We start from the raw sequence: 17638 nt of genomic DNA, 5'->3' as shown, positions 1-17638 counted from the left end.
GGAGATCCTGCTGATGCAAAATCTCCCCGTTAAGCAAAGTTCAGGATTTACATTATTTTGTAAATAACAATTCCCTGTATTTGGTGAGTGTCCATAGTTCATCATCAACAAGCAGCTCCAGCTTGTCGCAGTGATAACGGATTTCGTCGAAATACGGTTTCACTTTTTCGCAGTAAGCTTCCGCCTTGAGTTCGGGATTGGTAATGACATTGGCCTTTTTCCTTTCCTCGATCATTGCCGTAACCTTGGAATTGATCTCGGCAATATGCTCGGAGATCTCTTCGATAAGGTCCAGCTGTTCCGAAGCCACTTTTTTGAAATCCGTACCGAACACGTCTTTAAGTCCTTTTACATTGTCGATAAGAATGTTCTGGTACCTGATAGAAGTGGGAATAACATGGTTGCGTGCTATATCGCCGAGCACACGGCCCTCGATCTGCACTTTCATGGTGTATTCTTCGACTTCGATTTCATACCTTGCCTTCACTTCCACCTTACTCATCACCTTCATTTCCTCAAACAGGGAAATGGCTTTTTTAGAGATCATCGCCTTCAGGGCAACCGGAGTGGTCTTGTTGTTACTCAGACCGCGACGGGCAGCTTCTTTTTCCCAGGCGGCGCTATAGCCATCCCCTTCAAAACGTATTCTTCGGGAAGCCTTGATGTATTCTCTCAACACATTGAATATGGCTTCGTCTTTTTTCAGTTTCTTCTTGGCGATAAGGGTATCAACCTCTTTCTTGAACTCGGTGAGTTGTTTGGCGACGATGGAATTGAGTACGGTCATCGGTTTGCCGCAATTTGCTTTGGACCCTACGGCGCGGAGCTCGAACTTGTTCCCGGTAAATGCGAACGGTGAGGTCCTGTTACGGTCGGTATTATCCAGTAATATTTCAGGTATTTTTCCGACTACGTTCAGTTTAAGGTCGGTTTTTTCTTTAGGCGACAGCTTTCCTGTGGATACATCTTCCAGTTCGTCGAGCACCCTGGTGAGTTGTTCGCCGATGAATACTGAAATAATGGCGGGCGGTGCCTCATTGGCCCCCAGCCTGTGATCGTTAGTCGCCGAGGCCACCGATGCGCGGATAAGTTCTTCGTATTCGTTTACCGCTTTTATGGTATTGATAAAGAAGGTGAGGAACTGGAGGTTTTTCATGGGAGTTGACCCGGGACTCAACAGGTTTACGCCGGTATTGGTGGCCAGCGACCAGTTGTTGTGTTTTCCGGAGCCGTTAATTCCCGCAAAGGGTTTTTCGTGAAACAGTACCTTGAAGTTATGCCGGTCTGCGGTTTTATCCATAACATCCATCAACAAGGAATTATGATCTACGGCCATACTGGCTTCTTCAAAAATCGGCGCCAGTTCGAACTGGTTAGGTGCTACTTCGTTATGGCGTGTTTTTACCGGAATTCCCAGTTTCATGCACTCTATCTCAAGGTCGCGCATAAAATTCACTACCCTGTTGGGAATGGACCCGAAATAGTGGTCGTCCAGTTGTTGTCCCTTAGCTGCAGAATGTCCTAAAAGCATCCTTCCGGCCAGGACAAGATCGGGCCGGGTATAGGCCAGTGCCTTGTCTATCAGGAAATACTCCTGTTCCCATCCAAGCGTAGCGGTAACTTTGGTTACGTTCTTATCAAAATATCTGGCTACTTCGGTAGCCGCATTATCTACAGCCTGTAAAGCCCTGAGCAACGGCGCTTTATTATCCAGGGCTTCTCCCGTATAAGCGACAAAGACCGTAGGAATACAAAGCGTCCCTGCATAAATAAATGCCGGGGAAGTCGGGTCCCATGCCGTATAACCACGGGCTTCAAAAGTATTCCGGATACCACCGTTGGGAAAGCTCGAAGCATCAGGCTCCTGTTGCACCAGCTGGCTTCCGTCGAATTTTTCCATGGCCATTCCGCCACCGATAGTTTCAAAAAAGGCGTCGTGTTTTTCGGCGGTAGAACCTGTTAAAGGCTGAAACCAGTGGGTATAATGCGTCGCCCCTTTTGAAATGGCCCAGTCTTTCATTCCTGCCGCCACCTGGTTGGCTATTTTACGGTTTATTTTTTCTCCGAATTCTATGGCGTTCATCACACTGGTAAAAGCTTCCTTTGTCATGAACTGCCGCATTGCCGTCTCATTGAATACATTAGATCCGAACAACTCCGAACGCTTCACAGTCTCCTGTATCGGGACCGAAACCCTGTTGAATGTTTCCTGTATAGCTCTAAATCTGATTGTTGCCATATTGTATTTGTGATTTTATTGTTTTTTGTGGTTTCTCTGTGCTTCTTAACAATCATGCCTTATGCCGGCAAAACCCGGGGAAGGGGATATTTATCGTATCGGGTCCGTACTTTTGTCCGCTTCATCATTATATCATCATCTCAACGTCAAATTAATGAAGATACGAATAATACCCTCATCTCCCGTCCGCACCAAATATATGAAAATACCTCAATAAAAAAACAGTTTTCCTGAACATCCCTCTTCGAAAATAAGGGTTTGAACAAAAAAATAGCAATCCGTTATATTTTACCCCCCACTTTAGTATGGCAGGTTTTTTTGGTTTAAACAGCAAATTAGTTTAGACATAAATCAAAAACAAGGGGGTTAAAATAAATTATTTTTAAAACACCCTTGTTTAAAATAGGGTATAATTAAAAATTAACTGTAAAATAACATTATAACCCCTTAAATTTATGAGGTATTTAAAAAAATATTAATTTTACGCCGATTATACCGACATATTTAGTGTTCAATTTAAATTATGAAATGATATGAGTAGAGCTAAACTTGAGTACATTTGGTTAGATGGTTATGTACCGACGCAGAGCTTGAGGAGCAAGACAAAAATTGTGAGTGATTTTTCCGGGAAACTGGAAGATTGTGAAATATGGTCTTTTGACGGTTCTTCTACGGAGCAGGCTGAGGGAAATTCTTCAGACTGCCTGCTCAAACCTGTTTTTATCTGCCCCGACCCCCAGCGCAATAATGCTTACCTGGTGATGTGTGAAGTGTTGAATCCGGACGGAACGCCGCATGTTTCCAACGGAAGGGCTACTATTGATGACGATGACAATGACTTCTGGTTTGGTTTCGAACAGGAATACTTCCTCTGGAACCCCGAAACAAATAAACCCCTTGGCTTCCCTGCCAACGGATACCCGGCCCCTCAGGGACAATACTATTGTTCCGTAGGAGCAAACAATGCGTACGGAAGGGAGATCGTGGAAGAACACCTGGACGTATGCCTGGAAGCAGGACTCAATGTAGAGGGTATCAACGCCGAAGTTGCTGCCGGACAATGGGAATTCCAGATATTCGCCAAAGGTGCGGCCGAAGCCGGTGACCAGATCTGGGCAGCCCGCTATTTCCTCGAAAGAATTTGCGAAAAATATGGTATTGCCGTAAACTGGCACCCCAAACCTCTTGGAAACCTCGACTGGAACGGAAGCGGTATGCATGCCAACTTCTCTAATTCCACACTGCGAAGCTGCGGCGACAAAGCCGTTTATGAAAGCGTTTGCGAGGCATTCCGTCCCGTGGTAAAAGAACACATCGATGTTTACGGTGCCGATAACGACCAGCGACTCACCGGAAAACACGAAACCGCCTCCATTACCGATTTCAGCTACGGAGTTTCCGACCGCGGCGCTTCCATACGTATTCCGATCGCAACTGTAGAACGCGGCTGGAAAGGATGGCTGGAAGACCGCAGGCCTTCATCTAACGGTGACCCTTATAAAATTGCGGCCAGGATCATTAAAACGGTAAAATCAGTTGAAGTAGACAAAGCTGTTGCCGTTTAAGATACGGTAACGGTAAATAATTCTGTTTTTTGTGTATAATTAAAAACGCCGGTAACTTTGTATTTCTGTTAGCCGGCGTTTTTTATTTGTTTATACATCCATCATCCTTTCCTGATACTATTTACATTTCGTAATTTCCTTTCTGAAAAATCATGGACCATACCCAATTTTAATGTCGCAGGTTACGGATTCCTTTCACTGTTACCAGAGGACCTTAAAAGCCATAAGGATTTTCAGCATATCCGAAATCCCGGTAAAGCAATACCCGAATAACTTCCCGTAACGCCTAACGATTTAATTGCTGCATCTTATAATCATAGATCATAACATCTCATATCTGAAATCCAAAATCATTCCACGTTTCGACAAGCGGTAACGCAATGCTCCCGGAAGCAAGTATACATTATAGTGTCAGGTAAACAAAGGATGCATACAGCAGGAGAAGTATTATGCCTTCCAATCGCCCCAGCCGCATTTTTTTCGGCAGGAAGACCAACGGCAAAACCACAAAAGCAATACCGAGCATCCAGTACAGATCATTGCTTATCAACCTTCCATCTTTGGCCTGCACCGGGGTGATCATGGCTGTAATACCCAATACAGCCAGGATATTGAAGATGTTGGAGCCGATAAGGTTCCCCAGTGAAATTGCTTTCTCTTTCCGGATCACGGCCATTATTGAGGCAGCAAGTTCGGGAATGCTGGTCCCTACAGAAACCACGGTAACTGCAATGACCCTTTCGCTCACGCCATAATACTCTGCCATTCCCACAGCACCCCGTATCAGTAATTCCGATCCTCCCCAGAGGGCCGCGCCGCCTATAACCAGAAACAGGGATATACGGCCGTATCCGGGCATTTTCTGTGCTATTTCTGCCAGTTCCTCAGGCTCCTCTTCCCCCTTCTTGTTCCGGAACATAAAAATCAGGAACAACACCAGCATGGCAAACAATACTCCACCTTCCCAGCGCTGCAATATCCCGTCCGGTACAATAAAAACATAGAGCAGTATTGAAGCTAACATCATAATGGGCCAGTCAACCTTATAAAAACCGCGTTTTACCGTAATGGCGGACAAGGTGACCGTAACCCCGAGCACCAGTCCCAGGTTGGCTATATTCGATCCCACAACATTGCCCAGGGCAATATCGGAAAAGCCACCTATTGCCGACTTCACACTAACTATAAGTTCGGGGGCGGAAGTGGCAAAGGACACCACTGTCATCCCGATTACCATACGCGGAATGTTGAGACGTAACGACAATCCGACGGCAGACCGTAGCAACCAGTCTCCTCCGGCAATAAGCAGGACCAATCCTATAGCGATAAACAACAGGTTCATAAGTGTTTTTCTTGATCCTGCGAAGATAGGATTTTTTATGGCCGACACGAAACAGAAAATATACACAGACAGGAAAACCGGGATCAAAGCCATAATCAGGTATGTGATATACGACTTAAGGCGATAAGATGTAAGAACTAAATATGAAACGGAAGCGGGACCAGAAGTTGCGGAGCTTCGGTTTTATCATCATTAAAAAGGGAAGATGTAAAAAACACCTTCCCTTCGATTGCCCCGGATTGCAGGACTACCCCGCCCCGCATCGATCTTAACTCCTGATCGGATGTCATTTGTTTCCCAACGACAACCATTTATCCGGAGTTTAATATTCACTTGATGAATAGTATTGACCAAACATTTATAAATCTCCGTAACACAAAACGGCAATCCTCCAAACGTAAAACAGCATGCCATACTATGTTATCTGAAACAAATATATAAAAAATATTATTACATCCCTATATACCTGCAAATAATTTTAAAAGTACATTTTCATTTATTGGAAGACATCCCGGACCTTATCTGAAAAAACACCGTGATTGCATCTCTCCCATGCAGGTCAAAAAAACGGCAAACCAACTTTCTTTCTTTAACTTTGCCGTTCAGAAACAGAAAATACATGCGATTTAAGACAGCCTCTTTTGTCCTGGCACTTCTGGTCAGCATACTCATAGCTTATCTCTTCCCCGAACCGGCTATAGAGGGAAGTGGTTTTCCCATAAAAACCATAAGCAGTGTTGGTATATCCCTTATCTTTTTTTTCTACGGTCTAAAACTGAGCCCGGACAAGATCAAAAAGGGACTGAACAACTGGAGGCTGCACCTGGTGGTACAGCTTTCCACTTTTATACTGTTCCCCCTTCTCATACTACCGTTTTACCCGCTTATGCAAAATATGGAGCAGCGCACCCTGTGGCTTGCCCTGTTCTTTCTGGCAACTCTGCCCTCTACCGTATCCTCGTCCGTAGTTATGGTATCCATGGCAGGAGGCAATATCCCGGCAGCTATATTCAATGCCAGTCTTTCCGGTATGATAGGTATCCTGATCACCCCGCTCTGGGTAACTCCGTTCCTCGGGAAAAATATACCGGACCCCGATTTTACGCATATCTATACACAACTCGCTTTCGAAGTTATTCTGCCCGTTATACTGGGTATCCTGCTACAACCACTGGGAGGAAAAACAGCAACCAGGTACAGCAGGCAACTCGGTTTGTTTGACAAAACCATTATCCTGCTCATCGTTTACAAAAGTTTTGCAGGTTCATTCTACTCCGGGATATTCCGGCAGATACAATGGGGAGACATCGCCTTGCTCATACTTATTGTCCTGTTGCTCTTTTTTACGGTTTACGGCTGTATTTACCTCATCTCAAAACGGTTGCATTTTAATAGGGAAGACCGTATCACGGCATTGTTTTGCGGTTCCAAGAAATCCCTTGTGCACGGTACGGTGATGGCTAAAGTACTTTTCTCAAAACTGAGCACGGCAGGGATTATTCTCCTCCCCCTGATGCTCTATCACGGATTGCAGATATTGCTGGTGAGTATTATAGCTTCCCGTTTTTCCCTCAAAACCCGAAAACCGGACGGAAAACAGGCATAGCACGATCGGCTTTTTACGGGGCTGATCAACGCAGGCACACCGCTTGTCATCTTTTTTCACATTAATATTCCATTATTTTCCGGTTAATTTTTCAATATTTAACACGTATAATATCTCATCACATATGCCCGAAATACAATAAAAACCACTATATTGCGTACTTTATCGATAAAATAATTCACATTATCGATATAAATCGACATTTGTAATACTCAAAAAAATATGTTAATTTTAACAAGTATATTTGGCGAAAAGCGAATATCAAACGGTCATTAAATCATAAAACAATTAAATATGAGAACAAATTTCCTCCTGTTATCTGGTTTTTTTGCAGCAACATTCGGTGTGGCCGCACAGGGATTGCCCGACAACCCGGACCCAGGTAAATGCTATGTGAAATGTATTACCAAAGATGAGTTTGAAGAAGTGGAAGAAACCGTAGAGGTACATCCCGCGTACACCAAACTCGAGGTAGTTCCCGCTACATATAAAACCGTGGAAGAACGCGTGCTGGTAAAAGAGGCCAGTAAAAAACTGGTTTACGTCCCTGCAGTATATGAAACCACTGAAGTTCCTTATGTAAAAAAGGAAGGAAGAACAGACCTGGAAGTGGTACCCGCTTCTTTTGGTGATGACACCAAGACTTTTGAAGTGTACCCCCAGACCTCGGGCTGGGAATACCAAACGCTCGAAGACTGTCCTTCATCCAATAAGGAAGATTGTATTACGGCCTGCTTTGTGGAATATCCTGCGCAAAGCCAGGATGTGGCCATAACCACACTCGTACAGGATGCGGGAACCAATAACATCCCCGTTTCCGAAGAAAATACCACCTACACCAAGGAGGTGATCAAGGAACCGGCGAGAATGGAAGAGGTGGAAATACCTGCCGAATACGCTACCATAACCAGACAGGTAGTTGAAACTCCGGCTACCACAAAAGAGGTGACCGTACCTGCGGAATACACTACGGTAACAAGGACCGTCCTCAAGAAAAAAGGAGGTATCACCACATGGGAAGAAATTGACTGTGAATTGCTCAACCCCACTATCTTACCGATATTCTACGAATACAACAGTGCACGGCTCACTCCGAAATCGAAACAAGTGATAGACGACACCCTGCTGCCCATCCTCCGGGAAAAGAACGTAAGCATAGAGTTGATGTCGCACACCGACTCCAGGGGTAATGACGATTACAACATGGCACTTTCCCAGCAACGGGCAGAGTCTGTAGTAAATTACCTGGTTGCCAAAGGGATTTCCAGGAGCAGGCTTCTTGCCAAGGGATATGGTGAAACCCGTCTTGTTAACCGTTGTTCAAATGGTGTAGAATGCTCTGAAGCAGAACACCAGCGAAACCGAAGAACCGAATTCCGTATACTGGGGAATCAATAAGAAAACTATAAACCATACAAAACAAAGAACCACCTTATTTTTTCCAAGGTGGTTTTTTTGTATCCTTTAACGCAGGATCACCATCGTATACACCGCCGTATCTTTGGTGATTTCTATACCATAGGTATCGTACAGCTGGTTTTTCATAAGGTCAAAAAAACGGTGTTGCAATTTCCAGTCGCGGGGAGTGTTGTCTTTATAGGAACTGACCACCGGAGCGCCCAACAGGCTGCCAAGGCGGGCCAGCAATTCCGGAAAAGTGACGTTGTCTGCCTGTATCTGCATATCGTCCACCAGGAATTTGGGAGAATCGCGCCCCCAGTCCAGTTGTTCGGCATCCCATAGTCTGGAGGGATCTTTTACCGTTAACCTGTATACTTCCCCTTCCTTGTTCAGTGTGTGGGCATTAAGCCCCGTTGCCGTATACACTTCCCCCAGTATTCTTTCCGGGCCGTTTCTCCATATGTCGTTCAGGGCGTAAACTTCCACAAAACGGTTGTCGTTTTCCCGGACATCTACCTGCACCGCCGAAACACGACCGAGCAAAGCGACCAGGTCGTCCAGTTTTCCGGCAAAATGGGTGTATTTCCCGTTTTCATACAACAGGTTTTCCGAGGTTTTCGACCTGTTGATAAAAACTTCCACCGGCCTTTCCGGACGGTACGTCTCCAGGGAAGCATATTCTCCGCCTCCGGTTTCCACAACACGGACGATATTGGAAAAACCCTTCCTGCCCTTATTTCTGTTACGCCTTATGAGCGATCTTAGCCTGTTTTCCGTAAGATCGGCCGGATGTCCTTTCCATACCACATCACCTTTCGTATTATAAAGTACGCCGTAGGGCAAAGTGGTGATGCCGTGTTTGAGAAAAGTTTCCCCCTCCATATCTATGGCAACCGCCAGCCTGGAAGGATGTTTGGGCAAAAAACGGGTGACTACATCCCTGGACTCCTTTGTTAGCGAAACCGCATAAAAATCCCCGGAGAATTGTTCCTGAAGGGTTTCCACATACTTGCTGACATGTATACAGGGTTTACACCACGTAGCCCAGAAGTCGATAAAAACCAGTTTGTCATCTCCGGGCTCCGAAAGGCGGGAGGCCTGTATAAACTCGCTTACCTTTACCTGTCCGAAAGCAAAACTGCCCAGGCAGATAAAAAAACATATAAAAATATACCCTGTCTTTTGTCTCATAACTGTTGTGCAAATGCATATCGCGGCACAAAACCCGTGCCATGACACAAATATAGAATATCAGGAAGGATTTATATTTCAAATTATTAACTCTTTAACGTTTTAATCCGCCTTGTTTTACCGTTATACGGGTTACATCACAGGTCCTGATACGGTATATCGTTCCCCGCGGTACCGTCGTATCTTCTCCCCGGATACGGGCGATATCATTATTTCCGATATGGCCATCCCGTCTGTCAGGATGTTCCGGCCGGTGCGGATAAAACAAAAAAATTGTATAACTTTCCGGTGGAAATCCGGGATACTTCCCCCACTAACCCTAAACGTTTCAGCCATGTACAAAAAACTTTTTTCGGCTTTTATTCTTTTTGTCCTCCTGCTTTCCGCCTGTGGCAGCACAAAAAAGATCCGCATAAAAAAATACTTTGATACCGCTTTCTACGACCGTCAATTCGTAGGGTTTGCACTTTACGACCCGGAAACGGACAAAACCCTATACAATTACCAGTCTGAAAAATACTTCACCCCGGCATCCAACACCAAGATATTTACGCTGTATACCGCGCTTCACCTTCTCCCCGACACCCTTCCGGCCCTCCGTTATGCAGCCACCGCAGATACCTTATTTATAGAAGGTACCGGCAATCCCGCCTTCCTCCATCCCTATTTCAAAGAAAAAGCGGCGTTTGATTTTCTTTCGGAACAGGAAAAGCCCATAGCGCTGTACGCAGATAATTTTTATGACGACAAGTTCGGCCCGGGCTGGTCGTGGGGAGATTACGCCTATTATTATTCGCCGGAACGGAGTGCCTTTCCCGTATACGGAAATGTGCTCACGGCCTGTAAAGAAAACGGAAGGACGGAAATTATACCGGAACACTTTTATGAGGCCGTTCGGCCCGGAAAACATCTACAACGTCCGCGAGCGCTTACAGAGAATATGTTTTACCTTCCTAAAAACCTCGGGGATACACTGGAAATCCCGTTCGTAACAAGTCCGGAACTGGTAAGGGAATTGCTGTGCGACACCCTGAAAAAAGACGTTTTCCCGACCCATACTCCCCTGCCCCGGAATCAAAAAACCCTTTACGGGATGGTTTCCGACAGCGTGTACCGGAGAATGATGCACGTAAGTGACAACTTCCTGGCCGAGCAGTTATTGCTTATGTCGGGAGCAGCAGTTTCGGACAGCCTGAACAGCCGTAATGCCGTAGAGCACATCCTGGACAGCTACCTCCCCGATATTCCGCAGAAACCCCGATGGGTGGATGGTTCCGGCCTGTCCCGCTACAACCTTTTTACTCCGGCATCCATGGTGTATATTCTCAACAGATTATACCGGGAATTGCCCCGTGAACGCCTGTTTACCCTTTTTCCCGCCGGGGGGCAATCCGGAACGCTGAAAAACACTTACAAAAGCAAAAACGGCATTCCTTATATCTATGCAAAATCGGGGACCCTTAGCAACAACCACAACCTCAGCGGGTATATTCTGACCAAATCCGGAAAAACGCTAATATTCAGCTATATGAACAATCATTATATGCATCCTACCGGGGAGGTTAAAAAACATATGGAGGCCCTGTTCCGGCATATCCGGGATAATTATTAGCAGAGAGTTTCCGTACATGAGGGACGGGGATTCTACTCTGTTCTTAACAGAAAGCCCTGGTTGTGTATATTGTCGATCTGGACGGAAGGGTCCCTGGAAAGGTATTTTCGCAACCTGGAAATAAACACGTTCAGGCTCTTGCGGTTAAAATAATCGTTCCTGCCCCACAACAGGGTAAGGATGTCCTTGTGCCTGCACAACTTGTTCCGGTGGTTCAGCAGGTAGGTCAGCAGTTCGTTTTCCCTTGAGGTGAGATGTGTCACTTCACCATCGTAAACGAGCTGGAGTTTTTCCGGGAAAAAAGTATATCTCCCCAGCAGATATTTGTCCTTTTTTTGCGGTATTTCTTCCGTTTTCCCGATCCGTGACAACAGGTTTTTGATACGCACCACCAGTTCCTCTTCATCGATCGGTTTCTTGAGATAGTCCACCGCCCCGAGTGCAAAACCCTTGAGCACATCGATCTTCAGTGATCTGGCCGTGAGAAACAGGAACGGGGTTTCCGGGTGATTCCGCTGAATATGCCCGGCAAGGGTAAAGCCATCCATTTCGGGCATCATCACATCTATGATACACAGGTCAAACGGATATTTTTCCACCTGCGCCAGCCCTTCTTTCCCGTTTTTGGTCCATACTACATGCAAATCTTTCATTTGCAGGTATTCGGTAAGCAGGTACCCCAGGGAAGCATCGTCCTCCACGAGTAAAATGTTTGCCGGATTATTTGTGCTTTCGTCTCTTTTCATGTGTTGTTTTATCGCTTTTTAACAAGGGGATCACAATAGTTATACAACTTCCTTTTCCTTCTTCGGAATCCACCCGTATTTTGCCTTTATGGCTCCGGACCACCCGTTTTACGTAATTGAGTCCCAGCCCGTAACCTTCTACCCGATGAATATCTCCCGTTGTCCCCCGGAAAAATTTTTCAAACATCTTTTTCCTGTCCTTTTCCGAAATTCCCATGCCATTATCCTCCACAGAAATATATAGTTTTTCTGCTTCCGTATAAACCTCCAGAAAAACCACAGGATCTTTTTTACCGTACTTTTTGGCATTGTCGAGCAGGTTCCCCACGGCATTCAGCAAATGCGGAACCTCCGCCCGGACCGGATAGCGGTCGCCGTGCAGTTTGTAACTGAAGTCCACACCTTCCATCGCAGTCATTTCCTTGAAGTCTTCTGCAAACTTTTGCAGGTGCGGGTAGAGATCGGTTTCTTCCGGTTTTATATATTTCTTTTTCTTTTCCAGGGTGGCCAGTTGCAATACTTTGTCTATGTGCTCCTTCAACCTCTCGTTCTGTTGTTTTATGATATTCAGAAAACGGATATTTTCCGTCTCCTTTTCTTTTCCCAGGAGCATTTTTGTAGCCAGGCCAATGGAAAACACAGGCGTTTTCAGTTCGTGGGTCAGGTTATTGATAAAATCGTTGGTCGTGGTAATGATACTGTGCTGCCTGTAGAGCGACTTCAATACCCAGACGATTACCACAACTATGGCTATTATAAAGATCAGTCCCGGAATGGTAAGGCCATTGAGCTGGGAAAGAAAATACGAATTGATATCCCGGAACTGCAATTCCGTTACCATCCGCTTTCCCGTGAGTTCGGGAAGATATCCTGTCAACTCAACAGGGTACCTGAGTCGGTCTCCCCCGTTTTCCACATAGCCCGGCGAATGAAGGGACAGCAGGGAATCTCTGGAATAGATGACGTAGGTAAAATCGGTCTTGATCCCCTGTACGAGCAAGCGATCCTTTAAAAAATCCCTGTAATAATGGCTCGCTGCATCCCTGAGACTGTCCAGGCTCAGTGTAAAATAGGTATCGTCGTTCGTAAGGGCCTTCCCCATGAGGAAGGTCAGCTCATTTTCACGGTCCAGGTCGTTTTTCACCTCCTGTATCGCCCGTCCTATTTTCTCATTGAACTGTACCCTGGCCAGGCTCAGTCCTATACGGAGGTATTGATATTGCACCACGCCCAGTCCGACAACGGAGACCACGAACATAATGATATAAATCTTTTTTGCACTCACATCAGGGGTGATCTATTGTTTTCTTATTAACACCGTTAACCTTTTATTAATCTTTTTTACTTCTTGTTTTCAGCCATACAATATACAAAACAGTAGTTTAGCCATACCAGCTAATTCTTTAAAAACCTTAAACACACATGAAAACCATACTTGCTGCGGGAAGCTATTTCTTCCTGCTGTATTGCTGCATAAACGGGCTTTACGCCCAGGGATGCGTTGCTATCCGGCATTTTTCTTCATGCAGCGGAAACCATCTGGAATCTAACCTGCTTGGCGAGGGCGACTGGCAAATAGGAATGAACTATCGCTATTTCAAATCGTTCCGCCACTTCCGCGGAACCCATGAAGAACCGGACAGGGTTACCAATAATACGGAGGTGATCAACCATGCCCATGCGTGGGATTTTACGGCGACCTACGGCATCAGCGACCGTTTGTTTGCCATCCTTACCGTACCGGTGGTGATCAATACCCGGTCATCGCTTTACGAACACGGAAGGGACGAACGTCATACCACCTTTTCCCGCGGTTTTGCCGATATCCGTATTGGCGGCGGGTACTGGCTTTTCGACCCACAGGAGCATATAAACGGAAATATTGCTGTCGGCCTCGGAATTAAATTGCCTACCGGAAATTACAATGCTTCGGACATTTTCTATAATGCGGGTGAAAACAACCAGCCCCAGGTACGCCCTGTAGACCAGTCCATTCAACCCGGTGACGGTGGTTTCGGAATAGCGCTGGACTTCCAGTATTATCAGAAACTGTGGGACCGATTCCATACTTACGGAGGCGGATTCTACCTGATAAATCCCAGGGAAACCAACAGAGTACGTACCTTCCGTGAAACACTGAGTCCCATACTGGAGAACGAAGCCATCATGTCCGTACCCGATCAGTTCGCCCTGAGGGCCGGAGTGAGCTACACCCTGTCCCCCGCCACCGGGATTTCACTCGGGGCAAGGTTCGAAGGGGTGCCTGTGGAAGACCTCGTGGGCGGCAGTGAAGGTTTTCGCAGACCGGGGAATGTGCTGTCTGTTGATCCCGGTATCAGTTATATGAAAAACAATATTGCCATGAATCTCAATGTTCCTGTTGCGGTAAGAAGAAATCGTCCGCAAAGTGTCACCGACAGGGAAACCGAGCAACGTACCGGCGAACCCAGGAACGGCGATGCCGCTTTTGCCGATTACCTCATCAACTTCGGAATAACATACAGGTTCCCGGCAAAAAACAAGACAAAAACACCGGAAATATGGTAAATTAATATCCGTCATTTTTATTACCTTACCCGGTAAAATACCACCAAAACAATGTTTCGAAAAACCGTCATATTATCTTTCACCCTTCTGGCCATAGCCTGTGACCGCAAAACAAAAAACGCGGAAAACACAAAAGAAGATTCCCCTACCCTGTTTACCCTGCTTCCTGCCGAAGAAACGGGCATCCGGTTTGTCAACGAGGTAAAGAACAGGAAAGATTTCAATATTTTCAAGTACCGGAACTTCTACAACGGAGGTGGCGTAGCCATAGGTGATATCGACAACGACAGTCTCCCGGATGTCTATCTCACTGCTAACATGGGAGAAAACAAACTCTACAAAAACCTGGGAAGCATGCGGTTTGAAGATATCACCAGTAAGGCAGGTGTCGGGGGAACCAAGGCATGGTCCACCGGCGTGGTTATGGTAGACATCAACAGTGACGGCCTACTCGACATTTATGTCTGTAATGCAGGTTCCGTAGAAGGTGACGACCAGGAAAACGAGCTTTTTATCAATAACGGCGACGGCACCTTTGCGGAAAAGGCAAAAGAATACAACCTGGCCGACAGCGGGTTTACCACACACGCCGCATTCTTCGATTACGACGGCGACGGCGATCTCGACGTATATATCCTTAACAACAGCTTTATCCCGGTAAACAGCCTGGGGTATTCCAATAAAAGGGATCTGAGGGCCGGGGACTGGAATGTTCCGGACATGTTTAAAGGCGGCGGGGACAAGCTTATGCGCAATGACAATGGCACTTTTACCGACGTTAGCGAAGAAGCGGGCATCTATGGCAGCCTCATCGGGTTCGGGCTGGGGGTTACCATAGGAGATATCAATGGCGACCTCCTTCCCGATATTTATGTTTCCAACGACTTCTACGAACGGGACTACATGTATATTAACAACGATAACGGGACTTTCACGGAAGACATAAAAAACAGGGCCTCACATCTCAGTTTCTCCTCCATGGGAGCCGATATGGCCGATATTAACAACAACGGCCGGCCCGATATTTTTGTTACCGATATGCTCCCCGAAGACGACGAAAGACTAAAGACCACCACCTCGTTCAACCGTTACGACCTTTACAACCTTATGCTAAACCGGGACTTTTATCATCAATACATGCAGAATACGCTTCAGTTGAACACGGGGCAGCAGAAGTTTTCCGAAATCGCACATTTCAGCGGAGTGTCCAAAACCGACTGGAGCTGGGGAGCACTCCTTTTTGATATGGACAATGACGGGCATAAGGACATCTATGTGTGTAACGGTATTAACCACGACCTCACCGACCAGGATTTTATCGATTTCTTTGCCAACGATTTTATCCGCAACATGGTCGCTACAGGCAAAAAGGAAGTGATCGACACCCTTATCAACAGGATGCCCAGCACTCCCGTGCCCAATTATGCTTTCCGCAACAATAAAGACCTCACTTTTACAGACGCTACAACCGACTGGGGCTTTGACATTCCCAGCTTTTCCAATGGCGCTGCCTATGCCGACCTGGATAATGACGGTGATCTTGATCTCGTTATCAATAATGTGAACCAGGAACTTTTTGTCTTTAAAAACAATGCGGATACATTTACGGAAAACGCTTATCTGAAAATCAAACTCGAAGGGGAAAAGCCCAATACCTTCGGTATAGGAAGTGTCGTCGAAATATACAGTGGTAACGAGATCATCCGGCAGGAACTGATCCCCAGCAGAGGGTTCCAGTCTTCAATAGACTACGTGATGACCATTGGCCTGGGAACAAAACGGATTGACTCGCTCCGCGTAATCTGGCCGGACAAAAGGACGCAGGTACTGCAGGACATAAAGCCGAACGAAGCACTCGTCTTAAAACAACAGGATGCCACCGGTAGTTTCATCCGCAAAAAAAGGGAGACAGAGAAAACCCTGCTCACCGAAGTCCCGGTGGAGATGGAAGCCCACCGCGAACCCACCTATATCGATTTCGACTATGAAGGTCTCATATCGAAAATGCTGTCCAGGGAAGGTCCGGCCATCGCCGTTGCCGATATTGACGGGGACGGTAATGAAGATATTTTTACAGGGGGCGCCAAAGACCAGTCCGGCAGCATATACCTTCAAAAAAGCAATGGCAACTTTGTAAAAACCACACAGCCTGCCCTGGAACAGGACAGCCGTTTCGAAGACACCGCAGCCGCTTTTTTTGACTGTAACGGGGACGGTTATCCCGATCTGTTGACAGGTTCGGGCGGAAACGAGGTTACCGGACCCAAAAATTATAAGAACCGGCTTTACATCAATGACGGAAAAGGAAACTTCACAAAGGCCCCAGGCGAAGTCCCTTCAACACGGCATAATACTTCCGTGATCGCAGCCCACGATTTTGATGATGACGGCGATACGGATGTTTTTATTGGCAGCCGGAGCGTTCCCGGTATCTATGGCATAACTCCGGACCACCTGCTGCTGGAAAACGACGGGAAAGGCAACTTTAAAGATATCACCGAGAGCAGGGCATTCGACCTGAAAGAAGTAGGAATGATCACCGATGCCCGCTGGGCCGATATGGACGGCGACGGTAAAAAAGATCTCGTCGTGGCAGGTGACTGGATGGCCCCCACAGTACTGAAAAACTCGGGGAAAAGGTTACAGCGCATCGCCACATCCCTGGACGAGCTTACCGGATGGTGGAATACCCTGGAAGTGGCCGACCTCAACAACGACGGAAAACAGGACCTCGTACTGGGCAACCAGGGCGGGAACACGCCTTACAAAACCTCCGCGGAAACGCCGATGAAAATGTTCGTGAATGATTTTGACAACAACGGAACCATCGAACAGGTAGTTACCCGCACCATTAACGGCAAGGACGTACCCGTAGCCCTGAAAAAGGAGATCACTGCCCAGATGTCGTTCCTCAAAAAACAAAACCTGAAATTTTCCGACTATGCCACAAAGTCCATAGACGAACTCTTCCCGGAGAATGTTTTAAAAAAATCCATACAGAAAACCGCCGTTACGGCAAAAAGTGTCGTGGCCCTGAATAACGGGAACAATGATTTTTCAATATCCGAACTCCCCCGCGAAGTACAGTTTTCCTGTATGTGCAGCATTACCACTACCGATATAAACGGCAACGGTACTACAGACCTTATTATGGGCGGAAACAATTATCACTTTAAACCGCAATTTTCCCGCCTGGATGCCAACTACGGTGCAGTACTGTCCAATGACGGACAGGGCGGTTTTAACTGGGTAGATTACGATACTTCCGGTTTCTTTGTCTCCGGGGAGGTAAAATACATACACCCGGTCATCAGTAAAAACGGGGATACCTATTACTTTGTTGCCAGGAACAACAGTACCCCGCTGCTATTCAAAAAAGGGAAATAAAA

At 46.4% G+C, this 17638-nt stretch carries 13 protein-coding genes; 6 read left to right on the top strand and 7 right to left on the bottom strand.

The genetic code is table 11. The features are described 5' to 3' along the window. Positions 1 to 52 precede the first annotated feature (52 nt). Positions 53 to 2239: a glutamine synthetase III family protein gene (locus LS482_RS16605; protein WP_233028634.1), complete on the bottom strand. Its 2187-nt coding sequence runs from the start codon at positions 2237 to 2239 to the stop codon at positions 53 to 55. Positions 2240 to 2772: 533 nt separating this feature from the next. Here LS482_RS16605 and LS482_RS16600 point away from each other — a divergent pair. Next, positions 2773 to 3804, top strand: coding sequence for a glutamine synthetase beta-grasp domain-containing protein (locus tag LS482_RS16600; RefSeq protein WP_233028633.1), 1032 nt, complete (start codon positions 2773 to 2775; stop codon positions 3802 to 3804). A 403-nt stretch (positions 3805 to 4207) separates the two neighbouring features. Here LS482_RS16600 and LS482_RS16595 read toward each other — a convergent pair whose 3' ends face one another. Continuing rightward, a complete protein-coding gene (locus tag LS482_RS16595; protein WP_233028632.1) occupies positions 4208 to 5146 on the bottom strand; it encodes a calcium/sodium antiporter in 939 nt (312 codons plus the stop codon). A 137-nt stretch (positions 5147 to 5283) separates the two neighbouring features. Further along, on the bottom strand, positions 5284 to 5457 hold the full coding sequence (locus tag LS482_RS16590; RefSeq protein WP_233028631.1) for a hypothetical protein: 174 nt from the start codon (positions 5455 to 5457) through the stop codon (positions 5284 to 5286). Positions 5458 to 5765: 308 nt separating this feature from the next. On the opposite strand from LS482_RS16590, the gene LS482_RS16585 reads away from it, so the two are divergent. Together LS482_RS16585 and LS482_RS16580 are read left to right on the top strand one after the other, a co-directional pair. Continuing rightward, on the top strand, positions 5766 to 6752 hold the full coding sequence (locus LS482_RS16585) for a bile acid:sodium symporter family protein (RefSeq protein ID WP_233028630.1): 987 nt from the start codon (positions 5766 to 5768) through the stop codon (positions 6750 to 6752). Between the two features lie 294 nt (positions 6753 to 7046). Continuing rightward, a complete protein-coding gene (locus LS482_RS16580) occupies positions 7047 to 8150 on the top strand; it encodes an OmpA family protein (RefSeq protein ID WP_233028629.1) in 1104 nt (367 codons plus the stop codon). A 66-nt stretch (positions 8151 to 8216) separates the two neighbouring features. Here LS482_RS16580 and LS482_RS16575 read toward each other — a convergent pair whose 3' ends face one another. Continuing rightward, complete coding sequence (locus tag LS482_RS16575) at positions 8217 to 9344, bottom strand: TlpA family protein disulfide reductase (protein ID WP_233028628.1); 1128 nt, start codon at positions 9342 to 9344, stop codon at positions 8217 to 8219. Between the two features lie 132 nt (positions 9345 to 9476). Further along, positions 9477 to 9680 carry a hypothetical protein gene (locus LS482_RS16570; protein WP_233028627.1) on the bottom strand — a complete coding sequence of 68 codons (204 nt, stop codon included), beginning with the start codon at positions 9678 to 9680 and terminating at the stop codon, positions 9477 to 9479. On the opposite strand from LS482_RS16570, the gene LS482_RS16565 reads away from it, so the two are divergent. After that, positions 9679 to 10956 carry a D-alanyl-D-alanine carboxypeptidase/D-alanyl-D-alanine-endopeptidase gene (locus LS482_RS16565; protein WP_233028626.1) on the top strand — a complete coding sequence of 426 codons (1278 nt, stop codon included), beginning with the start codon at positions 9679 to 9681 and terminating at the stop codon, positions 10954 to 10956. The genes LS482_RS16570 and LS482_RS16565 overlap by 2 nt on opposite strands. 32 nt (positions 10957 to 10988) lie before the next feature. On the opposite strand, the gene LS482_RS16560 is transcribed toward LS482_RS16565, so the two are convergent. Both LS482_RS16560 and LS482_RS16555 read right to left on the bottom strand, forming a co-directional pair. Then, positions 10989 to 11702, bottom strand: coding sequence for a response regulator transcription factor (locus LS482_RS16560; RefSeq protein WP_233028625.1), 714 nt, complete (start codon positions 11700 to 11702; stop codon positions 10989 to 10991). Next, positions 11677 to 12987 carry a sensor histidine kinase gene (locus LS482_RS16555; protein WP_233028624.1) on the bottom strand — a complete coding sequence of 437 codons (1311 nt, stop codon included), beginning with the start codon at positions 12985 to 12987 and terminating at the stop codon, positions 11677 to 11679. Before LS482_RS16555 ends, LS482_RS16560 begins: the two co-directional genes overlap by 26 nt. A 137-nt stretch (positions 12988 to 13124) precedes the next feature. On the opposite strand from LS482_RS16555, the gene LS482_RS16550 reads away from it, so the two are divergent. Both LS482_RS16550 and LS482_RS16545 read left to right on the top strand, forming a co-directional pair. Beyond that, positions 13125 to 14249: a transporter family protein gene (locus LS482_RS16550; RefSeq protein WP_233028623.1), complete on the top strand. Its 1125-nt coding sequence runs from the start codon at positions 13125 to 13127 to the stop codon at positions 14247 to 14249. Positions 14250 to 14300: 51 nt separating this feature from the next. Next, on the top strand, positions 14301 to 17636 hold the full coding sequence (locus LS482_RS16545) for a VCBS repeat-containing protein (RefSeq protein ID WP_233028622.1): 3336 nt from the start codon (positions 14301 to 14303) through the stop codon (positions 17634 to 17636). Positions 17637 to 17638 lie beyond the last annotated feature (2 nt).

The organism is Sinomicrobium kalidii (genome assembly GCF_021183825.1).
In the GTDB taxonomy this organism is placed as follows: domain Bacteria; phylum Bacteroidota; class Bacteroidia; order Flavobacteriales; family Flavobacteriaceae; genus Sinomicrobium; species Sinomicrobium kalidii.
The sequence above is the reverse complement of the archived record's forward strand: the minus strand, read 5'-3'. Positions and strand labels throughout refer to the sequence as shown.

Bases quoted from the DNA above. Each gene is read 5' to 3' on its own strand.
- LS482_RS16605 (WP_233028634.1), bottom strand. From the start codon at position 2,239: ATGGCAACAATCAGATTTAGAGCTATACAGGAAACATTCAACAGGGTT.
- LS482_RS16570 (WP_233028627.1), bottom strand. From the start codon at position 9,680: ATGGCTGAAACGTTTAGGGTTAGTGGGGGAAGTATCCCGGATTTCCAC.
- LS482_RS16595 (WP_233028632.1), bottom strand. From the start codon at position 5,146: ATGAACCTGTTGTTTATCGCTATAGGATTGGTCCTGCTTATTGCCGGA.
- LS482_RS16545 (WP_233028622.1), top strand. From the start codon at position 14,301: ATGTTTCGAAAAACCGTCATATTATCTTTCACCCTTCTGGCCATAGCC.
- LS482_RS16565 (WP_233028626.1), top strand. From the start codon at position 9,679: ATGTACAAAAAACTTTTTTCGGCTTTTATTCTTTTTGTCCTCCTGCTT.
- LS482_RS16580 (WP_233028629.1), top strand. From the start codon at position 7,047: ATGAGAACAAATTTCCTCCTGTTATCTGGTTTTTTTGCAGCAACATTC.
- LS482_RS16600 (WP_233028633.1), top strand. From the start codon at position 2,773: ATGAGTAGAGCTAAACTTGAGTACATTTGGTTAGATGGTTATGTACCG.
- LS482_RS16585 (WP_233028630.1), top strand. From the start codon at position 5,766: ATGCGATTTAAGACAGCCTCTTTTGTCCTGGCACTTCTGGTCAGCATA.
- LS482_RS16560 (WP_233028625.1), bottom strand. From the start codon at position 11,702: ATGAAAAGAGACGAAAGCACAAATAATCCGGCAAACATTTTACTCGTG.
- LS482_RS16575 (WP_233028628.1), bottom strand. From the start codon at position 9,344: ATGAGACAAAAGACAGGGTATATTTTTATATGTTTTTTTATCTGCCTG.
- LS482_RS16550 (WP_233028623.1), top strand. From the start codon at position 13,125: ATGAAAACCATACTTGCTGCGGGAAGCTATTTCTTCCTGCTGTATTGC.
- LS482_RS16590 (WP_233028631.1), bottom strand. From the start codon at position 5,457: ATGGTTGTCGTTGGGAAACAAATGACATCCGATCAGGAGTTAAGATCG.